This window comes from Arthrobacter sp. YD2, assembly GCF_030410475.1.
Lineage (GTDB): Bacteria > Actinomycetota > Actinomycetes > Actinomycetales > Micrococcaceae > Arthrobacter_B > Arthrobacter_B zhangbolii.
In genome coordinates this window covers 695,549-722,490 of record NZ_JAUHHB010000003.1, presented here as the reverse complement: position 1 = coordinate 722,490, position 26,942 = coordinate 695,549, and the positions used below count along the sequence as shown (strand labels likewise).

The following is a 26,942-nucleotide window of genomic DNA, read 5'->3' as shown; positions in this document are numbered from 1 at the left end:
CCGCTGCCGCCTACCGGGGCATCTGGTCCTGGACGTCCCGGTAATAATCCTTCAGCGCCAGGTCCGCGGCCGCCTCACGGTCCAGGACGAACGTTGCGTGCGGATGCATCTGCAGCACCGAGGCCGGACACATGCTGGCCAGCGGCCCCTCCACCGCCCGGGCCACAGCCTGCGCCTTGGCTTTACCGTTGGCCACCAGCAGCACCGTCCGCGCCTCCATGATGGTGCCCAGCCCCTGGGTGAGGCAGAGGGAAGGCACCTGGGTCACATCGGCAAAAAACCGTGCGTTGTCCCTGCGGGTGGCGGACATCAGGGTCTTCACCCGGGTCCGCGACGCAAGGGATGACGTCGGTTCGTTGAATCCGATGTGCCCGTTCCGTCCAATGCCCAGAATCTGCAGGTCGATCCCGCCCGCGGCCTTAATGGCAGCCTCATAGTCCAAGCAGGCAGCAGCAAGATCCGCAGCGCCGCCGTCAGGGACATGTACCCTGTCCGGATCCAGGCCCAGTCTGTCGGTGACTTCCCGGCGGATCACTGCGGCATAGCTCTCCGGATGGTCCGGCGCCAGGCCTACGTACTCGTCCAGGGCGAAGGCGCTCAGAGCCGAGAGCTCCGGGCTGCGGTGGCGTTCGAGTGCCTTGTAAATGGCCAGGGGAGAGGAACCGGTGGCCACGCCCAGCGTTTTGACGGTGCCGTGGATGACGCCGCGAAGGATCACCCCGGCGGCATGTTCTCCGACTTCCGCGGCACTGTCCAGAACAACAACCTGCATGGCTTTACCTTCCGGCGCGTTCCCGGGCTCCGCCAGCCGTTTTGACCGGCGCTACGATCACCCTGGTGCCGCGGCTTTCAAACTCGGCTTTCTCGCTGTCGGTGATCCCGCTGTCCGTAATCAGATTGCTGAACACATACCCGTTGAGCGTGGCGAAGCTGCGGGTGCCGATCTTGGAGGAGTCCGCCACGATGTACGTCTCCGACGCGCGCCGCGAGATCAGCGAGTTGACCGCTGCTTCGCCTTCATCGCTGACGGTGGGCCCCACTTCGGCGTCGAGCCCGTTGACCCCCACAAAAGCGAAGTCCAGTGCCACCCGCTGCAGGATGACGTCGGTGTACGGGCCCACCAGTTCGTACGAGCGGGGGTTCACGGTGCCGCCGGTCACCATCACGCGGATATTGGGCCGGACCACCAGCTGTACCGCGATGTTGATGGCGTTGGTGACCACGGTCAGTGTGGGTTTGCTCGAGGGTTCCATCAGGTCCCGGCGCATGCCCAGCGCGTGGGCGATGGCGGTACTGGTGGTGCCGCCGCACAGGCCGATGACGGCGCCCAGCGGGACCAGGGCACTGGCGGCCTGGGCAATGGCCTGCTTCTCGGCCGTATGGTCATCCCGGGTGTACCTGGTGGGCAAGTCGTAGGCAACAGCCTCCATTGTGGCCCCGCCGCGGGTGCGGGTCAGGAGCCGCTGTGCGGCCAAAGCATCCAGGTCCCGGCGGGCGGTGGCGGGCGAGACGTTCAGCTCAGCCATGATCTCGTCCACCTGCACGCGCCCGCGCGCCGCCAGGAGATCGAGGATGGCGTTGAGGCGCTCGGTCTTTTCCATGGTTTTTCAGCCTTTTTCCACAACGGTTGTCCCGGTCAGGGCGAACAGGGACAACAGGCGCCCGGCCTCGGGGGCCAGGGCCCGGCGGCCCGCGGAGAGGTACTTGCGCGAGTCGACAAGATCCGGATGGTCTCCAAGCATCTGGCGCACGGCACGGGTGAAGAAACCGTTCAGATGGGTGGAAACATTAATCTTAGTCATGCCGGCGGAGATGGCGGCGACCAGCGTGCTGTCCGGCACCCCGGAGGAGCCGTGCAGCACCAGCGGGACATCCAGGGCGTTTTTCAGCTCCCGGATCAGCTCGAGGTCCAGCTGTGCGCTCCGGCTGGTCATGGCATGCGAGGACCCCACCGCAACGGCCAGGGCATCGACGCCGGTGGACAGGACAAAGTCCGCCGCCTCGAAGGGATCAGTCCGCACCCCCGGGGCATGCGCTCCGTCCTTGCCGCCCACTTCCCCCAACTCCGCCTCCACGAAGACATCCAACGGCTCGGCATGTTTGACCACACGGGCGGTAGCGGCAACATTCTCGCTGTAGGGCAGGGCCGCGCCGTCAAACATCACCGACCCGAAACCAAGCTCCAATGCCTGGTGGACCAGGGCTTCGTCCTCCGCGTGGTCCAGATGCAGGGCCACCGGGACGGTGGCACCATCAGCGACCGCCAGGCAGGCAGCCGCCAGCGGCTTCAGGGCACCGTGGTACGTGGCGCAGTTCTGTGAAATCTGCAGGATCACCGGCAGCCCGGCGGCTTCGGCGCCGGCGACAATGGCCTCGGCGGTTTCGAGATGCAGGACGTTGAAACTGCCGATTCCGGTGCCGGCCGCCACAGCGTTTTCCATCAGGATCCGGGTAGGGGTGAGACCCATTAGTTTTTCTCCAATGCAGTGTTTAGGTGGGCGTCCGCGGTGCCGGTGCGGTGCCTGGTAACGGTGATCTGCTGCAGCAGACTGCGGTGCTCGGCGGAGATTTCACCGGCTGCCGGCATCAGCACAGCTGCTGCGGACCAAGCGGCTGCCGTGCGCAGCATCTGCTCCAGGTCCCGGTTCCCGGACGCCAAATGGACGGCGAGGGCGGCCACGGCGGCGTCGCCGGCGCCGGTTGGATTGCCGGGCAGGCTGCGGCCCAGCCGCGCGTGCAGGTAGGACTCGGGATCTGCCGCGGAAAAGGCCAGCAATCCGGCCTCACCGCAGCTGAGGAAAACGGTCTCCGCGCCGGCCCTGAGAAGCCGGAGCACGCCCTGGTGCGGATCATCCTCGCCGGTGGCCTCGCGCAGCTCGTGATGGTTGGGCTTCAGGGCGAAGACCCCGGCCTCAGCCGCGCGGATCAAGTCCGGCCCCGAGGTGTCAATGATGCAGGGGATGCCGTATCCGGCGGCTGCCCGTACGAGACCGGGATAAAACCCGGGGGGAGCCTGGGGCGGCAGGCTGCCCGAGCCCACCAGCACGCCGGCGCGGGGGAGCAGCTGCCCGATGTGAACGCTCAGGTCCTGCCATTCACCGCCGTCGAGCGGGGACCCGGTTTCATTGAAGATGCTGGTGACCCCGGCACTTTCGTCGACAAACGCCATGCTCCGCCTGGTCGGCGCCGCCACGGGAACGAGATGGTGCGGAATACCGGCATGCTCAAGGTCCTCGCGGTAGCGGGCGCCGGAAGAGCCTCCACTGGTGGCAACGGCGAGCGTCCGCGCGCCCAATTGGTGGGCCACCCGGGCCACGTTCATTCCCTTGCCTCCGGCGCGGACGGCCGGCGGCGGCACCCGATGGCTGGAACCGGGAACAAGCGCCGGCACGGCATAGGTCTCATCCAGCGCGGGATTGGCCGTGACGGTCAGCACCGTACGGACGGCCGGGTTCACAGCGGTTGTCCGGTCAGGCCGCGCGCGTGCAGGGCAGCGCCCATGAGCCCGGCATCCTGGCCGAGGACGGAAACCCGGATCCCTGGCCGGCGGTGGAAGGAGAGCCGGCTGTCGACGGCGCGGCGCAGCGGCCCGGTCAGGTCGCTGCCGGCCTGGGAGAGGCCGCCGCCGAGTATGACGGCTTCGGTGCCCAATACCGCGGCCAGGTGGCAGATGCCATCGGCCAGGCCCTCCACCGCGTCTGCCCAGACTCCTGCTGCGTCGGCGTCGCCGTTGTGTGCGGCGTGCAGCACCTCTTTTGCCCCGGCGGCGGCCCTGCCGGTGCGTTCCGTATACCGGCGGACTATGGCCCCGGCGGAGCCCACCGTTTCGAGGCAGCCGTGGGCACCGCAGGCGCACAGAGTGCCCGTGGGAACGGCGGCATGGCCGATTTCCCCCGCATAGCCGCCGCCCCGCACCCGCCGTCCGTCACAGAACACGGCCCCGGCAATGCCGGTGCCGATGATTAGCACCACCGCGTCGCGCAGTCCCTGGCCGGCGCCGAGGCGCATTTCGGCCTCGCCGGCCAGTCCGACGTCGTGCCCGAAAGCTACGGGCAGCCCGGTCTCCTCCCGGAGCCGCTGGGCGAAAGGGTAATCCCGCCACCCCAGGTTCGCCGAAAAAAGGCCGGTTCCGGTGCCCTCATCCACCAGTCCGGGTACCACCAGTCCCAAAGCCTGCACGGACACCTGCGGATAGTCCCGGGTGTACCGCTGGGCCAGGACGGCAACCTCCTTCACCACCGCGTCGCCGGGGCGGGCCGGATCGCGAGGCGTCGGCATCCGCAGGAGGGAGTGGAACTTTCCGCTCCCGTCCTGCAGGGCTGCCTTCATATCGGTTCCACCCACGTCAAAGGCGAGGACAGACCCGCCGGCGGGGGAGGAGGCTGCCGGTGCGCTCATGTGCCCGGCTGGCCTTCCAGGATGACGGAACGGGTCAGGCTGCGCGGGCGGTCGGGATCGAGCCCGCGGCCCACGGCACGTTCCAGGGTGAGCTTGTGGATGCGGACCAGCTCGGCAAGGGGATGGCGGGTGGAATGCTCGAACCGTGCGCCCGCCTGTCCGACGTCGGAGCGCAGGCCCTCGGGTTCCTCTCCCAGCAGCCAGGTCACCCGGCCGGGCGCGGCAATCGCGATCGGGCCGTGCCGGTATTCCATTGCGGGGTAGGACTCGGTCCAGCCCTGTACCGCTTCACGCATTTTCAACGCAGCTTCGTGGGCCAGGCCAACGGTCCACCCGCGGCCAAGGAAGCTGAACTGCTCCGCGTCCAGCAGTTCCTCCGGGACAGGTTCAGCCAGCACTGCGCGTGCGTCTTCGACCGCGGGCTCCAGGTCCGTACCGAGGGAGGTCAGAAGATAGGCCAGCGCCGCGGTGGCGAACCGGGTCTGGACCACCGAGGACTCATCTGCGTAGGGCAGGGCAACCACGGATCCGGCCAGTTGGGCTGCCGGCGAATCCAGGTCCCCGAGCAGCACTGTGGTGGGGACTGCGTTGTCCAGTTCGGCGAGGAGGCTTAGTACCTCGGTGGTGGTGCCGGAACGTGTAATCGCTACGACGGCGTCATATCCGCGGCTGGTAACAACCGATGCCTCGGAAGCAGCGAAGGCGTCGGTTTCGCCGAGGCCGGCTTCCTCCCGGGCCGCGGCGTAGGACTGGGCCATGAACCAGGACGTGCCGCAGCCGACAACGGCTACGCGCTTGCCCGCGGCAGGCAGGAGCCTCTCCGCACGCGCCTGTCCAATTGCACGCTCCCAGACATCCGGCTGCGAGAACAGCTCCTCGCGCATCCACTGGCCGGGCGCCGAGGCGGCGGGTGCTGCGTCGGTGAAGGAAATTGGCATGTAGGTGCTCCTGTGTGCAGCGGGCCGGCTTTCCGGCAATCAATGTTGCTCAATGATGGACATTGATTGCTTAGCTTGTCTAGTGATCATGAAAAACCATGGAGGCTCCGATCATTTTTGACCCCGGTTTTGCCGGAATGGCGGCATTTTCCCGAGAAACAGCGAGAAATCTGCAGAAAAAGGTCTTGACGGCGACGCATCCTCGGGTAAGTATTCTCTCAACTGACTGATGAACACTGATTACAGACAACTCCTAGTTATCAGATTCCGTCATAGCTAACGGGCATCCGGTCGTTTTACCGCCGGCAGTAGCTGGCACCGTTTCGCGGTCCCACGGCCGTGACTATTGAAAGAGGATTCAATGAAGAGCAAAGTTCGCATCGGCCTGGTGGCCCTGGCCGCCACCGGCGCCCTCGCGGTTTCCTCCTGTGGGTTCGGTGGCGGCGGTTCCGGTGAAGGGGATGCCAGCTCCCTGGACCTGCTTGTTCCCAGCTATTCGGACGGAACCAAGGCCCTCTGGGAAGGCGTCATCGAGGACTTCCAGGCCGAGAACGAGGGAATCAAGGTAAACCTGCAGGTGGAATCGTGGGAGAACCTCGAGTCCGTCCTGCAGACCAAGATCCAGGCCGGCGAGGCTCCGGATATCTACAACGGCGGTGCCTTCTCGGCCTTCGCGGACGAGGGATTGCTGTATCCGGCAGAAGATATTGCGTCCGAGGAAACCATCAGCGATTTCCAGGAATCCTTCGCCGAGAATGAAGCCCTCGACGGCACGCAGTACGGCCTGCCGCTGATCGCCTCGGTCCGTGCGCTGTTCTACAACCAGGACCTTTTTGACGCCGCGGGTGTCACGGCGCCTCCCACCACCTGGGATGAGCTGCATGCGGCCGCGAAGAAAATCTCGGATACAGGCACCCCCGGCTACGGCATGCCCCTGGGCTCTGAAGAGGCTCAGGGCGAAAGTCTGATCTGGTTCGCCGGTAACGGAGGCGGCTTCGGCAGCGAATCCGAGATCACTGTCAACTCGCCGGAGAACCTCGAAGCCGCCGAGTTCATGAAGAAGATGATTTCCGACGGCGTGACGCAGCCGGATCCGGGAGCAACCCAGCGCACGCCCATGATCAATGTTTTCGCCCAGGGCCAGATCGGCATGGTCTACGCCCTGCCGCAGACGGTGGGCCAGATTGAGGAAGAGAATCCCGAGCTCAACTACGGAGTGACCACGGTCCCCACCAAGAGCGGTGAGCCTGCAACGCTTGGCGTTGCCGACCGGCTGATGGCCTTCAAGAACGATGAGGACAAGCAGGAAGCCATCACGGCCTTCATGGACTTCTTCTACTCTGAGGACAACTACGTGGACTGGGTGCAGACCGAGGGTTTCCTGCCCACCACGAAGAGCGGTTCCGAAGCCATGGCCAGTAACGAGGACCTCGCACCGTTCCTGGACATGCTGCCCAGCGCAAAGTTCTACCCCACCACCAACCCTGCCTGGAACAGCACGGACGGCGCCTTCAAGTCCCTGATGGGCCAGCTTGAAGACCAGGATGCAAAGACCGTCCTGGATCAGATCCAGTCCAAGGCAGACGCAGCCTGACCCCGGCCCGAAGGGGCCGCCGCTCCGGTTCGAAGCGGCGGCCCCTTCCTGTTCCAGAACGGTTTCACATTATGAGCAGCACACTTCGGCATCCGGGAGTGCGGGCCGGCAGGCCGCGGGGCAGCGAAAGCATCTGGGCCGCCCTGCCCTGGATCGGCCCGGTCCTGGTCCTAATCTTCGGCATCGTCATCTTTCCCGCCGGCTACATGATCTACAGCTCCACCAGGCGCATCAGCCAGGCGGGAACGAACGTGGAGGGTGTGGGCCTGGCGAACTTCCAGACAGTGTTCACGGATCCCAACCTGCCGCGGATCCTGCTCAACACCGTGGTCTGGGTTGCCGTGGTGGTGACCCTGACGGTCATCATCTCCCTGGCGCTGGCAAACTTCCTGAACAAGCCCTTCCCCGGCAGGACCCTGGTCCGGATGGCGGTGGTGGTTCCCTGGGCTGCCAGCGTGGTCATGACCACCACGGTGTTCTATTACGGATTGGACCGGGACTACGGCATCATCAACAAGTTCATGGTCGACATTGGGCTGATGGATGCCGCCTACGGGTTCACTAAAAACACGACCACCGCCCTGGCCGCGGCCATTATTGTCGGTGTGTTTGTCTCCCTCCCGTTCACCACCTATACCCTGCTGGCCGGAATGCAGGCGGTACCCGGAGATGCTCTCGAGGCCGCCAAGATGGACGGTGCCGGTCCGGTCCGCACCTACTTCAGTGTGGTGCTGCCCCAGCTGCGCGGCGCGCTCGCCGTCGCCGTACTGATCAACATCATCAACGTCTTCAATAACCTGCCCATCCTGAGGATCATGACCGGATCCATTCCGGGCTACAGTGCCGACACCCTAATGACCTACATCTTCAAGGTGCTGCAGTTTGACCGGCGCCTGGATGTGGCGAGCGCGCTCAGCGTGGTTAACTTCGCCGTCGTCCTGGTGATCGTGGCGGTCTACGTGAAGATCGTCAAACCTATGAAGGAGGTCTGAAATGGCCGTGACAGCCCCCGCAGTTCCCCCGGTTGCCGCACCCGTACAACCCCGCCGGAAGCGGTACGGGACTGACAACGTCAGCGGCCGCCGCATGTGGGGAAGGACCGCCATCGGCGCTGTTATCGCACTTGTTTTCCTGACCCCGTACCTGATCATGCTGGTGGGCTCCCTGAAGACACGCTCGGAAATCCTCTCGGTTCCGCCCGAGTACCTTCCGCAGGACGGCCTTCAGCTGGGGAACTACCAGTCCATGTGGGATACCCCGGAAACCCCGCTGACCTACAACCTGCTCTCCACGATCATCATCGCGGTTTTTGCTACCTTGCTGGTGCTGCTGGTGGCCACCCCCGCCGCGTACTACACCGCGCGTTTCCGCTTTCCCGGAAGGATGGTCTTCCTCTTCCTGGTGATCGTGACCCAGATGCTTCAGCCGGCCGTTCTGACCGCCGGGCTGTTCCGGCAGATTCTCTGGCTGGACCTTAATGACACCTGGGTTGCGATGATCCTGATCAACGCCGCCTTCAATCTCTCCTTCGCGCTCTGGATCATGCACAGCTTCTTCGCGGCCATCCCAAAGGAAATTGACGAGGCAGCGCAGATCGACGGCGCGGGACGCCTGAAGGTACTCTTCCGGATCAACCTGCCGTTGGTCTGGCCGGGCATTGTTACTGCCGTGATTTTCACCTTTGTTTCGTCCTGGAATGAATTCGCCGCCAGCCTGGTGATTATGTCGACCGCGGAGAACCAGCCGCTCTCCGTTGCGCTGACCAAATTCATCGGCCAGTACGCCACCAGCTGGCAGTATGTCTTCGGCGTCTCCATCGTGGCCATTGTGCCGGTGATTATTCTCTTTGCCGTGATCGAGAAGCGCCTCATCGGCGGGCTGACCGCCGGGGCCGTCAAGTAGACGGAAGATCGTTCAGGGCATGGGGTCCTTAAAAGAAAAAGTGCCCCCGGCCGGAATCGAACCGACGACCTGCCCTTTAGGAGAGGGCCGCTCTATCCTACTGAGCTACGGAGGCAAACCGCCGGGTTCCGGCGGAGCGGTACCAGCTTACCCGTTTCTTTCCGTACGTGTTTGCAGCTGATCCGGTGTGCCATTGGCTGCGCCGCCGGTCGCGTCACCTGAGGGCGGCTGTCCGGTGTCGGGGCGCAGCTCGTTCACGTACCGCTGATAGCTATCCCGAATGCCCTGCATAAACCCCAGGACAGTGCGAAGTTCCGCGTCCGAATACCGGGACATCACCTCGTCATTCAGCGCGCCGAGCGGCCCGAAGTAGGCTCCGGCAAGCTGCATGGCGAGCGGTTCAAAATGCAGGGTCACCTTCCGCCTGTCAGCGTGGGTGCGGTTGCGGTGGATGTGCCCGATCCGCTCCAGCCTGTCGATGACGGCGGTGGTGGCGCCGGACGAGGTGCCGAGCCGGGCGCTGAGCTGGCCGGCGGTCAGTGCCTCATGCCGCATCTCCGCCTCCATGATCAGTACCAGCGCGCGCATATCGGTGGTGTTCAGCCCGTGGGCGTGCGCGAAGGCATCAGCGACCCGCTGCCCGTCCAGGGTGATGCCGCGCAGCGCGTCGACGAGATCCCGTCGTAGCTCCTGATCTTCCACAGCCCAATAGTAACTTGGAATTGAAGTATCTCCATATCTGAGATACTTTCGGATAGAGATACTTACGTCACGGGAGAAGCACATGTACGCAGGGATAGTGAAGAACGCCAAAACGGCGTGGGTCACTCTACTGATCGGGGTGGCCGTCATTATTGGCCTGTTCGCCCTGCCGGCAGAGGAAAACGACACCACCGGAGTGGGTGGCCTGGACGACAAGTACCAGTCGACCCAGGTGGAGGAACTGCTCCAGGAGTTCCCCGACGCGCAGGAATCCTCTGCCATTGTGGTGGTCTCCCGCGAAGACGGCGAACCGCTGACCGATGCGGACACGGCCGCCATCGCGGAGATTAATGCGGCGGCGGCCGACGCCGGCGCCTCGGGCCCGCCCCCGCAGGTTCCGCCGGTGGTCTCGGAGAACAAGCTCGTGGCCATCGTTCCGCTGACCCTGCAGGCTGCCGCCGACGACGGCGATGCAGTATCGGAGGAAGTCGAGGCCCTGCGGACGGCGGTTTCCGATGCAGCCCCGGAGGGTGTGAAGGCCGAACTGACCGGCGGTGCGGCGTTCAGCGCCGATCTGGCCGGCGTGTTCTCCGGTGCCAACTTTGTCCTGCTCACTGTGACGGCCGGCGTCGTCGCCGTCCTGCTGATTGTCACTTACCGTTCCCCGTGGCTCTGGATTGTGCCGCTGCTCATTGTTGCGGCCATTGAGCAGCTGGCCGCGAAGGTGGTGGACCTGCTGGCCCCTGCCACGGGAATCAACGTGGATCCATCTGCTGTCGGCATCACCAGCGTCCTGGTCTTCGGCGCGGCCACCAACTATGCGCTGCTGCTGATTGCCCGCTACCGGGAGGAGCTGCGCGCCCACGATTCGGTCTACGAAGCGATGGGCAAGGCCCTGACCCGCACCCGTGAGGCGATCATTGCCAGCGGCGGCACGGTGATCCTGGCGCTGTTGACGCTGCTCTTCACCGATACGGACAGCTACCGCGGGCTGGGCTTCTCCGCGGCCATCGGCATTGTGCTGGCCATTTTCAGTGCACTGTTCCTGCTGCCGGTGGCGCTGGTGCTGCTGGGTCGCAAACTGTTCTGGCCCTTCGTGCCCAAGGTCGGGGACCCCGCCAAGGAAGGGAAGTTCTGGGGCAAGCTGGGCGAGGCAACTGCCCGCCGGCCGAAGACCATTGCCGGTACCGCCGTCGTTGTCCTGCTGGCACTGGGCAGCGCCGTGTTCACCCTGCAGATCGGCCTGAGCGAGAACGAGCAGTTCCGTGAAAAGCCGCAGGCAGTGACCGCTGCGGAAACCCTTGCCGAGGGCTTCCCGGCAGGATCCTCCTCACCCGTCACCGTGCTGGTGGAAACCGGGGCCACTGATGCGGCCGTCGCCGACCTCCAGGGTCTCGAGGGCGTCACCTCCGCCACCCCGGGCAGCGAGCACGACGGACTGACCCGCGTTGAACTGATCACCGGCTATGAAGCCGGAACGGATGAAGCGAACACCTTCATTACCGATCTGCGGGAAGACCTTGCGGATGAAGACTACGAAGCACTGGTAGGCGGCGAAGCTGCACAGCGAGTAGACCAGCTGGCGGCGAACCAGCACGACACGCTGCTGGTGGGCACCTCGGTGATCATCCTGGTGCTGCTGGTGCTGGCCATCCTGCTCCGCTCACTCGTGGCACCGTTCCTGCTGGTCGCCTCGGTACTGCTGACCTTCCTGGCCAGTACCGGACTGAGCTGGCTGGTGTTCGAGAACGTGCTGGACTTCCCCGCCATGGACGTGCAGACCCTGCTCTACTCGTTCCTGTTCCTGGTGGCACTGGGCGTGGACTACAACATCTTCCTCACCACCCGAGCCCGGGAAAACGCGGTGACCATGGGCACCAGGAAGGGCATGCTGGCCGCACTGCGTTCCACCGGCGGTGTTATCACCAGTGCAGGCATTCTGCTGGCGGCGGTCTTCGCCGTGCTGGGCGTGCTTCCGCTGGTCACCCTGACGCAGGTGGGCATCATCGTGGCCATCGGTGTCCTGTTCGACACCCTGCTGGTGCGGACCGTGGTGGTCCCGGCCCTAACCTTTATCCTTGGCGACAAGTTCTGGTGGCCGTCCAACCCGGCGGGTAAAGACGGACACCACGGCCGCCGCAAGGCTGAGGCCGAGCAGGACCCATCGGGCGACGGTCAGGGTGCCAGCAAGAGCGGCGTCGCCGCTGGATAGTTCTGCGGCACCGAGGGCATTGTCAATGGCGATGTTCTCCCACAGATCGGCGACCACAAAGAGGATCGGCGCACTGAAGAGCACCCAGCGCAGCGAACGGCGCTGGGTGTTCAGCCCGATGATCAGCAGCCAGGTCATGCCAAAGACCAGGGGAAAGAGCACCCCGGCAGTTTTGTGCACGTAGCTGAGCTGGCCCAGGGCGTCCGCGTCCATGGCAGCGCGTAGCGCCGCCAGGTGATCTTCCCCGTAGCCGAAGACCATGGAATCGGGCATGGCCAGCCCGTCCGAGAGGTCGGTCAGCTGGCCCAGCACCAGCAGGTGCAGGTACCAGAACAGGAACAGGGTGGTCACCACCCCGGCAATAACAATCAGCCCCGGACTGCTTTTGGGCTGTGGCGGCTGCCCCGCTCCCGGTGCGCCCGGGCGGGCCGGGGCCGCGTTTGGTCCGTGTTTGGCGGCGCGCTGCGCGGCGGTTTTTCCCATAAGTACAGTATGGCCGTACCGGTACATCCGGTGCGGCCATCCTGTTTCCGCCGTGCCGCGCGGTGCGGCGCCGTGCCTGCTGCGGCGCCGGCACCGTCCCTGTCGCGGGCGCCGGACCGGAAGCTACGCTGGGGCTATGGACCCCGTAGCAAGCCCTGAAGATTTCGCCCTGGCCGCCGATCTGGTGCGGGACGCCGGACAGCTCGCCCTTCGCATGCGCATGGAGGGGCTGACCGCCAGTGAGAAGACCTCCGTGTCCGACGTAGTGACCGCAGCAGACCGTGAGGCCGAAGCGCTGGTGGTGAAGCGGCTGCGCGAGCTGCGGCCCGAGGACGGGATTGTGGGGGAGGAAGGCGCCAGCCGAAACGGCACCTCCGGCCGCTCCTGGGTTATTGACCCGGTGGACGGCACCTACAACTTCTTTGCCGGCTCAACGTATTGGTGCTCTGCCCTCGCGCTGCGCGCCGATCCGGGTCCGCACGACGTCCACGGCGATCCTGAGGTGCTGCTGGGCGCCGTCTACCAGCCGCAGGAAGAACAGCTTTGGCTGGGCGGCAGGGGATATCCGGCCACCCGGAACGGGGAACCGGTTACCTGGCCCGAGGATGAGCCGCTGAACCGCATCTCGGCCGGGACCTACATCCACCCGACCTGGCTGCTGCGCCCGGAAGTTGCCGGCCCCTGGACGGCAGCCGCGTCCCGGGCCGCCACGATCCGGATGATGGGCTCCGGGTCCTGTGACCTGGTTCGTGTGGCTGCCGGCCAGTTCGGTGCCTGGTTCCAGCACAGCTGTCCGGAATGGGACTGGCTGCCGGGCAAGGCGATTGTCCTCGCTGCCGGCGGCAGCACCGCCGTCGCCGAGGTGAACGGCTTCCGCTGGCATATTGCCGGCACCGCCGCCGCTGTGCGCGAGATCCACGGCGCGCTGACCTCCGCCTGACCCGCGTCCGGCCCATACCCTTCCCCGCAGTTGAGGGGCGCAAACCGCCCCTCACCGGAATGTCAGCCGCAGCGCCTAGACTTAAAGCCATCATGGACTACCTCTTTGATCCACTCTTTCCCGCACCCCGCACCAACGAACCGGTACCCGCCGCCAAAGCGCCGGACGCCCAAAATGCCCGGCGGGGCTCCTCCTACGCAGATGAAAGCCGTGCCGCAGACCTGCTGCAGGGCCTGAACCCGCAACAGGAGGAAGCGGTGAAGCACAGCGGTTCGCCGCTGCTGATTGTGGCCGGCGCAGGCTCCGGCAAAACCCGGGTGCTCAGCCACCGGATCGCGTACCTGCTGGCCACCGGACGGTCCAACCCCGGCCAGATCCTCGCCATCACCTTCACCAATAAGGCCGCCGCGGAAATGCGTGAGCGGATCGAATCGCTGGTGGGCGGCGTCGCCAAGACCATGTGGATCTCCACCTTCCACTCCTCCTGCGTACGGATCCTGCGCCGGGAAGCCAAAACGGTGGGGATGAACTCCAACTTCTCCATCTACGACTCTGCTGACTCGCTGCGGCTGATCACCCTGGTGGCCAAGGGCCTGGACCTTGACCCCAAGCGGTTCACGCCGAAGTCGATCATGCACAAGATCTCGGCGCTGAAAAACGAACTGATCGACGAGGAGTCCTACGCCGAATCGGCCAACCACGCCGATCCGTTCGAATCCGCCGTGGCGGAGGTTTATAAGGGCTACGCTCAGCGGATGCGCCAGGCCAATGCCATGGACTTTGATGACCTGATTGCCCAGACGGTTTTTATGTTCCGCGCGTTCCCTGGTGTCGCCGAATACTACCGGCGCCGCTTCCGGCACATCCTGGTGGACGAGTACCAGGACACCAACCACGCCCAGTACGCCCTGGTCCGCGAACTGGTGGGCACCGACGGCGACGCACTGGAGATTCCGCCGGCAGAGCTGACCGTGGTGGGCGATTCAGATCAGTCCATCTATGCCTTCCGTGGTGCCGATGTGCGCAACATCAATGACTTCGAGAAGGATTATCCGAGCGCGCGGACCATCCTGCTGGAGCAGAACTACCGTTCCACCCAGACCATCCTCAACGCGGCCAACGCCGTGATCCAGCGGAACCCGAACCGGCCGGAGAAACGCCTTTGGACTGCCGAGGGCGACGGCGAGAAAATCATCGGCTACGTGGGCGAGAACGAACACGAGGAAGCCCGCTTTATCGCCGAGGAGATCGACCGCCTGCAGGACGAGGAAAACCTGCGCCCCGGCGACGTCGCCGTCTTCTACCGGACCAATGCCCAGTCCCGGTCCCTGGAGGACGTCCTGGTCCGCGTTGGCCTGCCCTACAAGGTGGTTGGCGGCACCCGGTTCTACGAACGCAAGGAAATCAAGGACGCGCTGGCCTATCTGCGCGTGCTGGTGAATTCCGACGACGTCGTGAACCTGCGCCGCATCCTCAACGAACCCAAGCGCGGGATCGGTGACCGTGCGGAATACTCCGTGGCGGCCCTGGCCGAACGGGAGCGGATCTCCTTTATGGCTGCCCTGCGCCGTGCCGATGAGGCGCCGGGGCTGGCCACCCGGTCCCTGAACGCGATCAACGGCTTTGTGAAGCTGATCGATGACCTCTCCGAGGTAGCATCCGGATCAGGAGCTGCCGCCGCGTTGGAGGCCGTGCTGGAGCAGACCGGCTACCTGGCCCAGCTGCGCTCCAGCAACGACCCGCAGGACGAATCGCGGGTGGAGAACCTCGCCGAACTGGTTGCCGTGGTCCGCGAATACGAGAGGGACAACCCCGAGGGTTCCCTGGGGGAGTTCCTGGAACAGGTTTCCCTCGTTGCCGACGCCGATTCCATTCCGGACGCCCCGGAGGGCTCCGCCGAGGAGGTTGCCGCCGCCGTCGAGGAGTCCCGCCGCCAGGGCGTGGTCACCCTGATGACGCTGCACACGGCCAAGGGCCTGGAGTTCCCGGTGGTGTTCCTGACCGGCATGGAACAGGGACTCTTCCCGCACCAGCGCTCCGCCACCGACCCGGCCGAGCTCGCCGAGGAACGCCGCCTGGCCTACGTGGGCCTGACCCGCGCCCGGCAGCGCCTTTACCTCACCCGCTCCGAGGTGCGCAGCATGTGGGGGCAGAGCCAGTACAACCCCGCCAGCCAGTTTGTCGGCGAGGTCCCCGCCGAACTGATCGAGTGGAAGCGCGAGGGGATGGACCGGCCCACGTGGGGCGGCGGAGGCAGCATCACCTCCAGCCGCTACGGCGGATCATCCTGGGGCGCCGGTGCACCGATGGGAACCGGCGGCAGTACAGCCAACGCCCCGGTGGCCAAGGCCATGGGGCGCGTACAGCCGCAGAAGGAAGTCATTTCCGTAGCCGCGGGCGACAAGGTCAACCACACCTCCTTCGGGCACGGTACGGTGCTCGCGGTGGAAGGTGCCGGGGATAAAACGGTAGCCAAGGTGAAATTCGACATTGGCGAAAAACGCCTGCTGCTGCGCTATGCGCCCCTGACGAAGGAGTCCTGAAAGAGACGCCTGTCATAGCGCAGGCCCCCTCATTTCTACAAACGATAGAAGTGTGTGCTTCATCACTAAAGGGGTAGTCTGTGATCGGCGCCAAGCGCCGAGGTACTAAAGTTCCCAATGGAGCAGACCGGCTGGATGCATCTGCTCTGCGATCGTCAGATCGAATGTAAACCTACTTCGACGTAGAAGGACACTAGCCCGTGGACCTGTTTGAATATCAGGCGCGCGATCTGTTTGAGGCGCACGGTGTACCCGTGCTTGCCGGAATCGTGGCGCACACTCCTGAAGAAGCCAAAGCTGCTGCTGAGAAGATCGGCGGCGTCGTTGTCGTCAAGGCACAGGTCAAGGTTGGTGGCCGCGGCAAGGCCGGCGGCGTAAAGGTCGCAAAGACCGCCGATGAGGCTTTCGAGCACGCATCCAACATCCTCGGCATGGACATCAAGGGCCACACCGTTAACAAGGTGATGATTGCCCAGGGTGCCGATATCGCCGAGGAATTCTACTTCTCGGTCCTGCTGGACCGCGCAAACCGCAACTACCTGGCCATGTGCTCGGTTGAAGGCGGCATGGAGATTGAGCAGCTGGCCGTGGAGCGTCCCGACGCCCTGGCCCGCGTGGCCGTTGATCCGGCCGTCGGCATCGACTCCGCCAAGGCTGCAGAGATTGTCGACGCCGCAGGGTTCGCACCCGAGCTGCGCGACGGCGTCATCAACGCCATCATCAAGCTGTGGGACGTCTTCACCAAGGAAGACGCCACCCTGGTTGAGGTCAACCCGCTGGTCCGCACCGGCGCCGGCGACATCGTTGCCCTCGACGGCAAGGTTTCCCTCGACGAGAACGCAGACTTCCGCCAGCCCGGCCACGCCGAGCTGGAGGACAAGGACGCCGCTGATCCGCTCGAGGCCAAGGCCAAGGAAAACGACCTCAACTACGTCAAGCTGGACGGCGAAGTCGGCATCATCGGCAACGGCGCCGGTCTGGTGATGTCCACCCTCGACGTGGTGGCCTACGCCGGCGAAAAGCACGGCAACGTCAAGCCTGCCAACTTCCTGGACATCGGCGGCGGAGCCTCGGCATCCGTCATGGCCGCCGGCCTGGACGTCATCCTGAATGACTCCCAGGTCAAGTCCGTATTCGTCAACGTCTTCGGCGGCATCACCGCCTGTGACGCCGTCGCCAACGGCATCGTCAAGGCCCTGGAAATCCTCGGCGACGAAGCCAACAAGCCGCTGGTTGTCCGTCTCGACGGCAACAACGTCGAGGAAGGCCGCCGCATCCTCGCCGAGGCCAACCACCCGCTGGTCACCCTGGCCACCACCATGGACGAAGGCGCCGACAAGGCCGCCGAGCTCGCTCACGCCGCTCGCTAACCGAGCCTGTCGAAACCTAGAAGAGAGAATCCACCTATGTCTATCTACTTGAACAAGGACTCCAAGGTCATCGTTCAGGGCATCACCGGCGGCGAAGGCACCAAGCACACCGCCCTGATGCTCAAGGCCGGCACCCAGGTTGTCGGCGGCGTCAACGCCCGCAAGGCAGGCACCACCGTCACCCACGGCGACGTTGAACTGCCCGTCTTCGGCACCGTTGCCGAGGCCATCGACAAGACCGACGCCGATGTCTCCATCGTCTTCGTGCCGCCGGCCTTCACCAAGGACGCCGTCATGGAAGCCATCGACGCCGGCATCGGCCTCGTTGTGGTCATCACCGAAGGCGTCCCCGTACAGGATTCCGCCGAGTTCTGGGCCCACGCCCAGTCCAAGGTGGACGCCGACGGCAACCAGGTCACCCGCATCATCGGCCCGAACTGCCCCGGCATCATCACCCCCGGTGAAGCACTGGTCGGCATCACGCCCGCCAACATCACCGGCAAGGGCCCCATCGGCCTGGTTTCCAAGTCCGGAACCCTGACCTACCAGATGATGTACGAACTGCGCGATCTTGGCTTCTCCACCGCCATCGGCATCGGCGGCGACCCGGTTATCGGCACCACCCACATCGACGCCCTGGCTGCGTTCGAAGCGGATCCCGAAACCAAGGCGATCGTGATGATCGGCGAAATCGGCGGCGACGCCGAAGAGCGCGCAGCCGAGTTCATCAAGGCCAACGTCACCAAGCCGGTTGTCGGCTACGTGGCAGGCTTCACGGCTCCCGAAGGCAAGACCATGGGCCACGCAGGCGCCATCGTCTCCGGTTCCGCCGGAACCGCCCAGGCCAAGAAGGAAGCCCTCGAGGCTGCCGGCGTCAAGGTCGGCAAGACGCCGTCCGAGACCGCCACCCTGCTGCGCGAAGTTTACGCAGCCCTCTAGTTCCACCACGCATGCCCCCGTCCCGCGGATACATTCCGCGGGACGGGGGTTTTGTGCGTACTGATCCGGTTAGAAAGTTAGACATGTCCACCTCAGTAACAAACGGTCCCGGCAAGGCCGGCGCATCCCGGCATAAACGGGCCCTGCGCCGCGCCTCCTGGATTGTCACCCTCGGCGGTTTCCTGTTCGGTTATGACACCGGCGTCATCAACGGCGCACTGCCATACATGCAGGACGATTTGGGTCTGACCCCGTTCACCGAGGGCCTCATCACCTCCAGCCTGCTCTTCGGCGCGGCGTTTGGCGGTGCCATCTCCGGCAAGCTGACCGACCGGTTTGGCCGCCGCCGCGTGCTGATGGGACTCGCCGTCGTGTTCCTGCTGGGTACGCTGGGTACCTCGCTGGCGCCCACCATTGCCGTGATGGTGATCTCCCGGATCGTGCTGGGGCTGGCAGTGGGCGGCGCTTCGGCGCTGGTGCCCCTGTTCCTGGCCGAACTGGCTCCCGCTGAACGGCGCGGCCAGATGGTGACCCGCGACCAGCTGATGATTGTTACCGGCCAGCTGGTTGCCTTCATCGCCAACGCGGTGATCGGCAACATCTGGGGTGAGGATCAGGGCGTCTGGCGCTGGATGCTCGTGGTGGCCACCCTCCCTGCCATCGCGCTGTGGATCGGTATCGCGTTTGTGCCCGAAAGCCCGCGCTGGCTGGCCTCCAAGGGCCGTTTCGCGGAAACCCTTACCGCCCTGCGCCGTATCCGCAGCGCGGAAGCGGCCGAGTCCGAATACAACGAGGTGCGCGGACTCGCGGAGAAGGAGTCTGCCTCCGCCGGGAGCCTGCGTGACTTCGCCGAGCCGTGGCTGATGCGGGTGCTGCTGATCGGCATGGGCCTGTCCATCGTCCAGCAGATCACCGGCGTCAACGCGATCATGTACTACGGCACACAGATCCTCGCCAATGCAGGGTTCGGTACGGAAGCGGCCCTCACGGCGAACATCGCCAACGGCGTGGTCTCCGTGGCCGCAGCCTGTGTCGGCATCTGGCTCCTGGGGCGGGTCCGGCGCCGCCGAATGCTGATGACCGGCCTCGTCGGCACCGCATCCTCCCTGCTGCTGATCGGGATCGTGTCCCTGACTGTGGCCGAGGGCAGCCTCCGCGGGTACCTCATCCTGGCCCTGACCGTGACGTTCCTGGCCTTCCAGCAGGGCGCCGTATCGCCGGTCACCTGGCTGATGCTCTCCGAGATCTTCCCGCTGAAGGTCCGCGGGCTCGGCATCGGCATGTCGGTCTTTGTGCAGTGGATGACCAACTTTGCCGTTGGATTCTCCTTCCCGATCCTGATGGCTGCCATCGGCATCTCCAACACCTTCTTTATCTTTGTGGTGCTCGGGATCCTGGCCCTGCTGTTTGTCCGCCGGTACGTCCCGGAAACCCGCGGCCAGAGCCTGGAACAGGTGGAGGAACAGCTCCGCGCCGCCGGCACCAAGTAGCCGGCGCAGACGCACAACGGAAGGGACCCAGCACGCTGCAGGGTCCCTTCCGCCTTTCCAAGATCCCCTAGGGAACGGCAGGGTATGCCGCGACCGTGGGCACCGTCACCGACGCAGTGAAGCTGGTGAGCGCGGTGGCCTTCGGCGGCGCGTAGACGGACGTGGCCGGCGTAACCTGCAGCACCAGCCTGCTGGCGGACGTTACGGTGTAGGACACCTCTTCCAATGGCAGGGTCACGGTGTGTTCTTTGCCGTCCAGGACCAGCGGCACCGGCGTCACCTGGTTGCCCAGCACCAGGGAAGCTCGGGCCTTATCTATGATCTGCGCGTAAACGTGGGTGCTGCCCTGCCGGGCTGACCCTTTGTAGGTGAGCGTCAGCTGCGGCGCCCCGAAGACCGAAGTGGTGACCGCCGGTGAGGTAATCGGTACGTTGACTGCTACCGGTGCAACCGCAGCCGCTACCACTGCGCCGCTGACGGCGGCGGGGGAGAGGAGCATGGATCCCCGCCCCGCACCCGTAAGGGAGCCGGTGGCTTCCGGGTAGCCCGGAGCAGCCCGGGTGACGCCGTGCTGATCAATGAACTCGAAAGCGGCTCCGGTGTCCACCGGCTGGTCCCGGAGGTATTTACTGAACCAGTTCAGCACCGCCGGGGTAATCCGGTCCGGACCGGCCGCGGAGTTGCACAAGCCGTGTCCGCCGCAGAACTGCAGCATTTTGGTGGGGGTGCCGGTGCTGCTGATCAGGCGATAGTTGCGGGTGGCCTCATCAAGGGTGAACAGCGTATCCGCAGTGCCCTGGATGATCAGCGTGGGAGCAGTAATGGAGGTGAACATACTTTCCGGAGTCAGTGACTCGAAGTAGGCAATGGATTCGGCGCTGAGTTGGTTTGGATAGGTCAGCCCTTCCCTGCAGGCCTTCCGGACCGGGGCGGCCAGGGCGCCCTGGTTTCCCACCAGCGAACCCAGCTGGCCCAGTGCCGTACCTTCGGCGCAGAGCAGGGCACCCCAACCGCTCTTGAAGGAGCCCGCCTTGTAGAGGCTGGTGGTGAGGTCATTCCAGGCGATGGTGGGCGTGATCGCGTCCACCCGCTGGTCCTGGGAGGCGAGGACAAACTGGATGCCGCCGCCGTAGGAGGCCCCGGCCATGCCCAGCACAGGATCCCCCGGGGCGTCCAGGCTCGCTTCCGGCTGCGCTGCGATGTAGTCAATGATGGCCGAGCCGTCCCGGCCCTCATAAGCGGGGTTGTTGACATAGGCCTCACCGCCGCTGAGGCCGAACCCGCGCGGGTCCCATGTGACCACGTTGTACCCGGCTTCCCGCAGCGGCGCGATGCCGATGGAGCCGATCAGGGTGCTGGTGGAGGTGACCGGCAGGCGTCCGCCGGGAAGCCCGAATCCGGGCCCCACCATCACGGTAGGGGCCTGCTGCCCGGCGGCGAGCCCTGTGGCAGGGAAGAAATTGGTATGGATAGGCGTGCCGTCAAAGCTGGTGACGACGACGTCGGTGCGCGCTGCCGGTGCCGCAGCAGTGGGGGCAGCCGGTGCTGCCACAGCGGGTACGGCAGCCAGTGTGGGGCCCAGCAAAGCTGCGGCAACCGCCAAAACGCCCAGGTGTTTCCTCATAATGACCTCATTGTCCGTGGGGAAGAAGATTGGTTACCGACTGGTAACTTCCCGCAGACTATGGAGAGGCCGGCGGGGGCACAAGCTTTGTGCAACATATTGAACCGATAGTGGCGTCCTTTTTGGCGTTGTCTATTGTGCTGCGATGGTCAGTGGTTTAGGGGACGCCGGTACGGCATGGACGGTTTCAGGCAGACGGAATGCCCCCGCACCTATGGTGCGGGGGCATTCCGGGATGATTCTCGGTGCTTGCCTGCGGCTACTTGCCGCCGCGGGCACCGCCGTCGCGGTCTGTGCCCTCTGGCGCCGCGCTCTTGGAGGCCGCGCTATCGGCCGGCACCGCACCGTTGTTGGATGCTGCCGGCTCCTGGCGTTCGTCATGCTCGGTGGTGTGCAGGTCGAAGGAGGAACCGTGCTCCTCCACGCCGGCCTGAATGGCACGGCCGACAACGGATACCGCGAGCTTGCGCCGCAGCGAGAGCGGATCTCTAGCCAGGTCCTTAACCAGTGCCACGGTTAGCAGCAACATCACCACGGCAAAGGGCAAAGCCGCCACAATGGTGATGCGCTGCAGGCCGTCCAATGCCTCGGCAGGTTCGTCGCCGCCGGCCAGCAGCATCACTGCCGCCACGCCACCGGTAAGGATTCCCCAGAAGACGACGACGGCACGGGGCGGGGTTTCCGCGCCGTTGGAGCTCATTGAGGCCATCACGATGGATGCGGAGTCTGCTCCGGTGACGAAGAAGATTGCGATGAGGATCATGGCCAGAACGCCGACGGCGCCGGCCAGCAGATTCGGCATCGGCAGGGCAGCGAAGAGATCGAAGAGCGATCCGTCGAAGGAAATGGTGGGTTCCCCGTCCACCATGGTGACCAGCCCCTCGGATCCGTTGGCCGCTGCTTCCTGCTGGGTGCCGATGGCCGCGCCGCCAAAGACGGAGAACCAGACAACGCTGACGGCGAAGGGCACCAGCAGGACGCCGGTAACAAACTGCCGGATGGTGCGCCCGCGGCTGATCCGGGCGATGAACATACCCACGAAAGGCGTCCAGGAGAGCCACCAGGCCCAGTAGAAGATGGTCCAGCTGGAGAGCCAGGCGCGCATGGCTTCATCGCCGGTCACTTCGGTCCGGGAGGCCATCTGGGCCATGTTCGCGGCGTAGTCACCGATGGCGGCGGGAACCACGTTGAGTATGAACAGGGTTGGGCCCACCACGAAGATGATCGCGGCGAGGACGAAAGCCAGGACCATGTTGATGTTGGACAGCCACTGGATGCCGCGGGAAATGCCGGACACGGCGGAGGCCACAAAACAGCCGGTGAGGACGGCGACAATGGCCACCAGAATGGGTGTGCCCACCGTACCCAGGAAGCCGGTGGCCTGGAGGCCGCTGCCGATTTGGAGGGCGCCGAGGCCCAGGGAAGCGGCGGTGCCAAAGAGCGTCGCGAAGATCGCGAAGATGTTCAGGACCTTGCCCAGTGGGCCGTCCACGCGCTTGGCGCCGAAGAGCGAGGTGAAGGCGGAGGAGATCAGCTGCTTGCGGCCCAGCCGGTAGGTGCCGTAGGCCATGGCAATACCCACCACGGCGTACATGGCCCAGGGGTGCAGGCCCCAGTGGAACAGCGAGGTTCCCATAGCGGTCTGCAGCGCTTCCGGGGTCTGGGCATCCACCGTGCCCGGCGGTGGGGAGATGTAGTAGAACAGCGGTTCTGCGACGCCGTAGAACATCAGGCCGATGCCCATGCCGGCGGAGAACATCATGGCTATCCAGGACACGGTCTTGTACTGGGGTTCCTCGCCGTCCTGGCCCAGCGGAATGCGGCCGAACCGGCCCACGGCCAGCCAGATGACATACACCACGAGGAACGAAGCCAGCAGGACGAAGAACCAGCCGGCATTGGTGATCACCCAGTCAAGCGCCGTCTGGGAGACTGCGGAAAGGTTGTCCGTTCCGAAGAAGCCCCACGCAATAAATGCCAGGGCGAGGACACCGGTGACGGCAAAGAGCAGCTTGTCCAGTTTCGCGGGTACACCGCGGCTGAGTGCCTTCTCCTGCGCGCGTTGCCCCTCAATCATTAGCTGGACGAGTTCGTGTTCCTGCTCCACCACCGGGAGGGAGGACGTGGTGGTTTCATCGATGGTGATGGCGAGCCGTGAGGACGCGGGATCACCGTCGTGCATCGCGGAGTCGCGCGGCGGACCTTCTGTGGTAGCCATAGGCCTTTCCTTATGTCAGCGCAAAGGGCGGGTCCTTGTGACGGACCCGGGGCAGGCAGAAAGGCAACCACTCCCGGCGGCGGGGCTCAGAGTACCGCCCACAGTCCGCCGGATTTCTCAAAAGCAACGCGGCCAGACCTCTGCGTCCCTTTACATAATTCGCGAGTGTGTTCCTTTCAACGTTGCGGTCGGCTTCGTTGCAAGTCAAATCGGCTGGTTCCATTTCCGTGCCCGGCAATGCGCACGGAACAGGCTGTGGCGGCATGCCGGTAGTGGTGGCCGGGCCGCCGGACGGGTCCCGGACCTAGAGGGCGGTGGTGCCGAAGAACATACCCAGCAGGTAGGTTGCGGCAGCGGCGCCGAAGCCAATGGCAAGCTGCCGCAGGGCCCGCTTGAGCGGGGAAGCACCGGAAAGCAGACCCACGACGGCGCCTGTCATCAGCAGTGCCAGACCCACCAGTACGCAGGAGAGGACAACGGCGGTCAGGCCGGTCAGACCGAACAGGTACGGGAGTACCGGGATGACGGCGCCGGAGGCGAAGAAGCAGAAGCTCGACGCGGCAGCGCCGAGGCCCGTGCCCACGGACTCGTGCTGGTCCCGGGCCTCCCCGGCGTCGTCAGCCTCGGGATTCAGTGAGAAGCTCGGATCACAGTCGCAGCTGAAGAGTCCCATCCGCTCGGCCGCCCGGTGCTCGGCCGCTTCCTTGGACATGCCCCTGGCACGGTAGACCAGCACCAGCTCATTGGCATCAATGTCCAGTGACTTCGCGGCGGAAAGCGTGATCTGCGTGGGCCGGGAAGCGTCCAGAAGTTCGCGCTGGGAGCGAACGGACACGTATTCGCCGGCACCCATGGACAAGGCGCCGGACAGCAGGCCGGCCAGACCGCTGATCAGGATGAAGGTGCTGGAGACCCCGGTGGCGCCGATGCCCATAATGAGGGCAAGGTTGCTCACCAGACCGTCATTGGCGCCGAACACCGCCGCGCGGAAGTTACCGGACAGCCTGGTCCGGCCCCGCGTGGCCAGGCCGCGGACCACTTCCTCATGGATCTGTTCATCAGCGGCCATGGCGCTGGTGGCATTCGGGTCCTGGGAATACGGAGACCGGCCCTCCGCCCGCTGGGCAAGGGCCAGCACAAACACCGAACCGAACCGGCGGGCCAGCAGGCCCAGCATCCGGTTGCGGAGGGAGGGGCGCAGCGGCCGGCCGGCGTCGTCGCCCAGCAGGCTGCGCCAGTGCTCTTCATGGCGTCCCTCCGCTTCGGCGAGGGCCAGCAAAATGTCCCGCTCTTCGCCCTCGCGGCGTTCGGCAAGGTAACGGTAGGTGGCTGCTTCGGCCTGCTCATCGGCCAGGTACTGGCGCCAGCGTTTCTTATCGGCCGCCGTCGGCTGGTGCGGGCTTTCGCCTGAACGGTCCGGCGAGGGGGAGGGGTTCACGGTGCTCCTGACAGGGACCGGAACGCATGGGGATCCGGCCAGCTTAGCTACGACTCTTCTGACCGAAGGTCTCGCTCGCCCGCCGCTGATGTCGGCGGGTGGACTGCCGGGACGCCGCAGCGTCCAGTGTGTCGACAGGCCTCGGGCTGACAGGCTGCGCCATCCCAGACATCACTTCAGACATCGTTCAGAACACAGACCCGGCCGGAGCTACTCCCCTTCGACGCCCAAGTGTAGTCGATCCCGGTGTGCAAAACCCGCCGGCTCGCGGTAAGGCACGGTTTGGGCCAAGACACAGCAGCTTAAGGCAAAGCCGGGCAGGCGCTAAAGTCAATTACGTGAGCAATAACTTTCCTGTCCCGGATCCGGACCGTCCATGGACCCGCCACTACAGCGACGGGGTCCTGACAAGTTTCAGCCTTCCCGAGGGTTCCCTGGTGGACATGGTGGAGACGTCGGTACGTAAATACGGTTCCAAAACCGCGCTGCAGTTCTTTGGTGCCACCACCAGCTACGCCGAGCTGGGTGAACAGATCCGCCGGGCAGCGGCGGGACTGCAGAAGCTGGGTGTACGCAAGGGGGACCGGGTGGCGCTGGTGCTGCCCAATTGCCCGCAGCATGTCGTGGCGTTCTACGCCATCCTGCGGCTGGGCGCTGTAGTGGTGGAGCACAACCCCCTCTACACCGACCGTGAGCTGCGGCATCAGTTCGAAGACCACGGCGCCACTGTGGCCATTGTCTGGGACAAGACCGTCCAGCAGATCCAGGACCTGCCCGCGGACATCCCGGTGCACACCATCATTTCCGTTGGCCTGATCGAAGCCATGCCGCTGAGCAACCGGCTGGCATTGAAGCTGCCCGTTGCCAAGGCCCGCACGGCCCGCGCCGCGCTGACGGCAGACAAGCGGCCGCGCAGCGGGGCACGGAAGGTGCTGACCTGGAAGACGCTGCTGGACACCCGCCCGCTGCGCCGCCGGCACCCGCGTCCGGAGTCCTCGGACCTGGCGGCCATCCAGTACACCAGCGGCACCACGGCCGATCCGAAGGGGGCAATGCTCTCGCACGCCAACCTGATGGCGAACGCCGCGCAGGGCCGGGCCTGGGTGCAGGGCCTGCGCCCCGGCAAGGAAACCGTCTATGCCGTGCTGCCGATGTTCCATGCGTATGGCCTGACGCTGAGCCTGACCTTTGCCATGAGCATGGGCGCCCGCCTGGTACTGTTCCCGAAGTTTGATGTGGACCTCACCCTGCAGGCCATGAAGAAAACGCCCGCAACCTTCCTGCCGGCAGTACCGCCCATCTACGACCGGCTCGCGGCTGCCGCAGCGGAACAGGGCGTCTCGCTTAAGGGTGTCCGGTTCGCCATTTCCGGAGCTATGAACCTGCCGCCGAAAACGGTGGAAACCTGGGAAGCGGCAACCGGCGGGCACCTGATCGAAGGTTACGGGCTGACCGAAACCTCCCCTGTGGCGCTGGGTAACCCCTTCGGTCCCAGCCGCAAGCCCGGCACCGTGGGTGTGCCCTTCCCCGAGACCGATATCCGCATTGTGGATCCGGAGAATCCCGCCGTGGAGGTGCAGTACGGCACGCCCGGCGAACTGCTGATCAAGGGCCCGCAGGTCTTTGGCGGTTACTGGAACAAGCCCCGGGAATCCGAAGCGGCGCTGCTTGAGGGCGGCTGGTTCCGCACCGGCGATATTGTGTCCATGGACGACGACGGATTTGTCACCATCCGGGACCGGATCAAGGAACTGATCATTACCGGCGGTTTCAACGTCTCCCCGTCCGAAGTGGAGGACGCCCTGAAGCGGCACGAGTCCGTGGATGATGCCGCGGTGGTGGGCATGGCCCGGACCGGAGGCGGCGAGGACGTGGTGGCCGCCGTGGTGCTCAAGCCCGGCTCGGGATTCAATGCCGAAGGGCTGCGGGCCTATGTGCGCAATGAACTGGCCGCCTACAAGGTCCCGCGGCGCATCGTGGAAATCCAGGAACTGCCGCGTTCGCTGATCGGCAAGGTCCTGCGCCGGCATGTGCGCGATAACCTGCAGAACGGCATCGACGGATCGTCCGCTGCACCCGACCAGGGCACTGCGCCCGTCAATCCTGACGCCGGTCCTGCCGGTGCCCCGAAACAGCCCTGAGCAGAGAGAG

20 protein-coding genes, 1 tRNA gene and 1 pseudogene are annotated in these 26,942 nt (G+C 65.1%); 10 read left to right on the top strand and 12 right to left on the bottom strand.

The features are described from left to right. Positions 1–10: 10 nt before the first annotated feature. The 6 genes from nagB to QWJ37_RS14300 are packed head-to-tail and all read right to left on the bottom strand — an operon-like array spanning position 11 to position 5,336. The gene (nagB, locus tag QWJ37_RS14325) at positions 11–772 is read right to left on the bottom strand and encodes a glucosamine-6-phosphate deaminase (protein ID WP_290245679.1); all 762 of its coding nucleotides are present in this window, start codon (positions 770–772) and stop codon (positions 11–13) included. A 4-nt stretch (positions 773–776) separates the two neighbouring features. Further along, positions 777–1,601, bottom strand: a complete 825-nt coding sequence (locus QWJ37_RS14320) for a DeoR/GlpR family DNA-binding transcription regulator (protein WP_227929195.1) — start codon at positions 1,599–1,601, stop codon at positions 777–779. Between the two features lie 6 nt (positions 1,602–1,607). Continuing rightward, positions 1,608–2,468 (bottom strand): class II fructose-bisphosphate aldolase, encoded by an 861-nt coding sequence (locus QWJ37_RS14315; protein ID WP_290245678.1) that lies wholly within the window; start codon positions 2,466–2,468, stop codon positions 1,608–1,610. Beyond that, positions 2,468–3,457, bottom strand: coding sequence for a hexose kinase (locus QWJ37_RS14310; RefSeq protein WP_227905802.1), 990 nt, complete (start codon positions 3,455–3,457; stop codon positions 2,468–2,470). Before QWJ37_RS14310 ends, QWJ37_RS14315 begins: the two co-directional genes overlap by 1 nt. Beyond that, positions 3,454–4,398 (bottom strand): ROK family protein, encoded by a 945-nt coding sequence (locus QWJ37_RS14305; protein ID WP_227905803.1) that lies wholly within the window; start codon positions 4,396–4,398, stop codon positions 3,454–3,456. The genes QWJ37_RS14310 and QWJ37_RS14305 overlap by 4 nt, the downstream gene beginning before the upstream one ends. Then, positions 4,395–5,336, bottom strand: a complete 942-nt coding sequence (locus tag QWJ37_RS14300; protein WP_290245677.1) for a sugar isomerase — start codon at positions 5,334–5,336, stop codon at positions 4,395–4,397. Before QWJ37_RS14300 ends, QWJ37_RS14305 begins: the two co-directional genes overlap by 4 nt. Before the next feature lie 361 nt (positions 5,337–5,697). Here QWJ37_RS14300 and QWJ37_RS14295 point away from each other — a divergent pair, with 361 nt between their 5' ends. The 3 genes from QWJ37_RS14295 (at position 5,698) to QWJ37_RS14285 (ending at position 8,832) form a co-directional block, all read left to right on the top strand. Continuing rightward, complete coding sequence (locus QWJ37_RS14295) at positions 5,698–6,930, top strand: extracellular solute-binding protein (protein WP_227905814.1); 1,233 nt, start codon at positions 5,698–5,700, stop codon at positions 6,928–6,930. 71 nt (positions 6,931–7,001) lie between these two features. After that, positions 7,002–7,922 (top strand): sugar ABC transporter permease, encoded by a 921-nt coding sequence (locus tag QWJ37_RS14290; protein WP_227905815.1) that lies wholly within the window; start codon positions 7,002–7,004, stop codon positions 7,920–7,922. Position 7,923: 1 nt separating this feature from the next. Continuing rightward, complete coding sequence (locus QWJ37_RS14285; RefSeq protein ID WP_290245676.1) at positions 7,924–8,832, top strand: carbohydrate ABC transporter permease; 909 nt, start codon at positions 7,924–7,926, stop codon at positions 8,830–8,832. A gap of 41 nt (positions 8,833–8,873) precedes the next feature. Here the strand turns inward: QWJ37_RS14285 and QWJ37_RS14280 are convergent. Further along, a tRNA-Arg gene (locus QWJ37_RS14280) sits at positions 8,874–8,947 on the bottom strand. A 32-nt stretch (positions 8,948–8,979) separates the two neighbouring features. Further along, the gene (locus QWJ37_RS14275; protein ID WP_227905817.1) at positions 8,980–9,534 is read right to left on the bottom strand and encodes a MarR family transcriptional regulator; all 555 of its coding nucleotides are present in this window, start codon (positions 9,532–9,534) and stop codon (positions 8,980–8,982) included. An 82-nt stretch (positions 9,535–9,616) separates the two neighbouring features. On the opposite strand from QWJ37_RS14275, the pseudogene QWJ37_RS14270 reads away from it, so the two are divergent. Beyond that, a pseudogene (locus QWJ37_RS14270) lies at positions 9,617–11,578 on the top strand (MMPL family transporter); the annotation flags it as partial. A 21-nt stretch (positions 11,579–11,599) separates the two neighbouring features. Here QWJ37_RS14270 and QWJ37_RS14265 read toward each other — a convergent pair. Further along, positions 11,600–12,229, bottom strand: coding sequence for a hypothetical protein (locus QWJ37_RS14265; RefSeq protein ID WP_227929189.1), 630 nt, complete (start codon positions 12,227–12,229; stop codon positions 11,600–11,602). 136 nt (positions 12,230–12,365) lie between these two features. On the opposite strand from QWJ37_RS14265, the gene QWJ37_RS14260 reads away from it, so the two are divergent. From QWJ37_RS14260 to QWJ37_RS14240, 5 genes are all read left to right on the top strand, one after another. Beyond that, positions 12,366–13,169, top strand: a complete 804-nt coding sequence (locus QWJ37_RS14260) for an inositol monophosphatase family protein (RefSeq protein WP_227929188.1) — start codon at positions 12,366–12,368, stop codon at positions 13,167–13,169. 92 nt (positions 13,170–13,261) lie between these two features. After that, positions 13,262–15,712 carry a DNA helicase PcrA gene (gene pcrA / locus QWJ37_RS14255; RefSeq protein ID WP_290245675.1) on the top strand — a complete coding sequence of 817 codons (2,451 nt, stop codon included), beginning with the start codon at positions 13,262–13,264 and terminating at the stop codon, positions 15,710–15,712. Between the two features lie 200 nt (positions 15,713–15,912). After that, positions 15,913–17,082, top strand: coding sequence for an ADP-forming succinate--CoA ligase subunit beta (gene sucC / locus QWJ37_RS14250; RefSeq protein ID WP_227905827.1), 1,170 nt, complete (start codon positions 15,913–15,915; stop codon positions 17,080–17,082). Between the two features lie 36 nt (positions 17,083–17,118). Continuing rightward, the gene (sucD, locus tag QWJ37_RS14245) at positions 17,119–18,021 is read left to right on the top strand and encodes a succinate--CoA ligase subunit alpha (RefSeq protein WP_227905829.1); all 903 of its coding nucleotides are present in this window, start codon (positions 17,119–17,121) and stop codon (positions 18,019–18,021) included. Positions 18,022–18,104: 83 nt separating this feature from the next. After that, on the top strand, positions 18,105–19,511 hold the full coding sequence (locus QWJ37_RS14240) for a sugar porter family MFS transporter (RefSeq protein WP_227905831.1): 1,407 nt from the start codon (positions 18,105–18,107) through the stop codon (positions 19,509–19,511). 67 nt (positions 19,512–19,578) lie between these two features. Here QWJ37_RS14240 and QWJ37_RS14235 read toward each other — a convergent pair whose 3' ends face one another. The 3 genes from QWJ37_RS14235 to QWJ37_RS14225 form a co-directional block, all read right to left on the bottom strand. Continuing rightward, a complete protein-coding gene (locus tag QWJ37_RS14235) occupies positions 19,579–21,135 on the bottom strand; it encodes an alpha/beta fold hydrolase (RefSeq protein WP_290245674.1) in 1,557 nt (518 codons plus the stop codon). Positions 21,136–21,394: 259 nt separating this feature from the next. Next, on the bottom strand, positions 21,395–23,212 hold the full coding sequence (locus QWJ37_RS14230; RefSeq protein WP_290245755.1) for a BCCT family transporter: 1,818 nt from the start codon (positions 23,210–23,212) through the stop codon (positions 21,395–21,397). A gap of 445 nt (positions 23,213–23,657) precedes the next feature. Continuing rightward, positions 23,658–24,791 carry a VIT1/CCC1 transporter family protein gene (locus tag QWJ37_RS14225; protein WP_227905611.1) on the bottom strand — a complete coding sequence of 378 codons (1,134 nt, stop codon included), beginning with the start codon at positions 24,789–24,791 and terminating at the stop codon, positions 23,658–23,660. Positions 24,792–25,129: 338 nt separating this feature from the next. Between QWJ37_RS14225 and QWJ37_RS14220 the strand changes: the two genes are divergently transcribed. Beyond that, positions 25,130–26,932 carry a long-chain-fatty-acid--CoA ligase gene (locus tag QWJ37_RS14220; protein WP_290245673.1) on the top strand — a complete coding sequence of 601 codons (1,803 nt, stop codon included), beginning with the start codon at positions 25,130–25,132 and terminating at the stop codon, positions 26,930–26,932. Positions 26,933–26,942 lie beyond the last annotated feature (10 nt).